We start from the raw sequence: 1,399 nt of genomic DNA, 5'->3' as shown, positions 1-1,399 counted from the left end.
GCCGGCGGCGATGTGGACGCCGGTGCCGCTGCCGCCGCAGGCTCCGGCGAAGGAAGGGCTGGCAGAGCTGCCGGGCACGCGGCTGTGGTACTGGGACACGGGCGGGACGGGCGCGCCGGTGATCTTCCTGCACGCCGGCACGCAGAGCGGCGCGGGCTGGGGTTACCAGCAGCCCGTCTTCGCCAAAGCCGGCTATCGCGCCATCGGCTATTCCCGCCGCGGCTACCGCGGGTCGGACGCGGGCGACAATGCCGATCCCGGCGTGGCGTCGGAGGATCTGCACGCGCTGATCGGCGTCCTCGGCCTCGACCGCGTGCATCTGGTGGCGGCGGCCCATGGCGGCTATTTCGCCATCGACTACACCCTGTCGCATCCCGACAAGGTGCGCAGCCTGACCGTGCTGTCGTCGCTGATGGGCATCCAGGATGCGGACTACAAGGCGGTGAACGCCCGTCTGCGGCCGAAGTTCTTCGCCGACCTGCCGCATGACTTCCAGGAGCTGGGGCCGTCCTACCGCGCCGGCGACCCGGCCGGGCTCGAGGCCTGGAACACCATGGTGCACGAGGCGATCCCGGGCACCCGGATCGACCCGAAGCTGGCGCATCAGATCACCTGGGCGGCGCTGGAGACCATCCGCGTCCCGACGCTGCTGATGACCGGCGACGCCGACCTCTACACCCCGCCGTCGCTGCTGCGGATGCAGGCGGCCCATATGCCGCACGCCCAGGTGGAGATCATCCCCGAGGCGGCGCATTCCGCCAACTGGGAGCGGCCGGAGCTGTTCAACCGGCTGGTCCTCGACTTCATCGCCAGGCACAACTGAGGACGATGGGTCGGGGCTTGTGAGAAATGCTCAACGATCGACCCGATTAAGTCGTTTGACGCCGCGAGGTCGATCGCAGCAAATCTCAGGCAAAGGTCAGGCCCGGCGACGGTCGTCACGGCGCCGAAGCGGGGAGGGGCCAGTCGGATGGCGGTTGATTTCTCGGTCGAAGCGCATGTCGCCACCGTGGTCCTGAACCGGCCGGAGGCCATGAACGCGATCGACCCGGAGACCCAGGCCGGCCTGGCCGAATGCTGGCGCCGGGTGCGGGAGGATGACGGGATCCGCGTCGTCCTCCTGACCGGCGCCGGGGACCGCGCCTTCAGCACCGGCGCCGACCTGAAGAAGACGATGCCGCCGGCGGACAGCTATGCGTCGCTGGCCTTCGGCCGCGGCGACGCCGGCTTCCTGGACGGGATGGATCTCGGCAAGCCGGTGATCTGCGCCATCAACGGCTTCGCCCTGGGCGGCGGGCTGGAGCTCGCGCTGGCCTGCGACATCCGCATCGCCGCCGACACGGCCCGCTTCGGCTTCCCCGAGGTGCGCGTCGGCAGCATCCCGGGCGGCGGCGGCACG

2 protein-coding genes are annotated in these 1,399 nt (G+C 70.5%); both read left to right on the top strand.

Annotated elements, in window-relative coordinates:
* Positions 1-823 (top strand): alpha/beta fold hydrolase (locus P409_RS34350; RefSeq protein ID WP_034849348.1); only part of this gene is annotated, 823 nt, incomplete at its 5' end.
* Positions 824-970: 147 nt separating this feature from the next.
* The coding region (locus P409_RS34345; protein WP_034849347.1) for an enoyl-CoA hydratase/isomerase family protein at positions 971-1,399 on the top strand (429 nt) is incomplete at its 3' end.

The organism is Inquilinus limosus MP06 (assembly GCF_000767795.1).
Taxonomy (GTDB): Bacteria; Pseudomonadota; Alphaproteobacteria; order DSM-16000; family Inquilinaceae; genus Inquilinus; species Inquilinus limosus_E.
The sequence above is the reverse complement of the archived record's forward strand: the minus strand, read 5'-3'. Positions and strand labels throughout refer to the sequence as shown.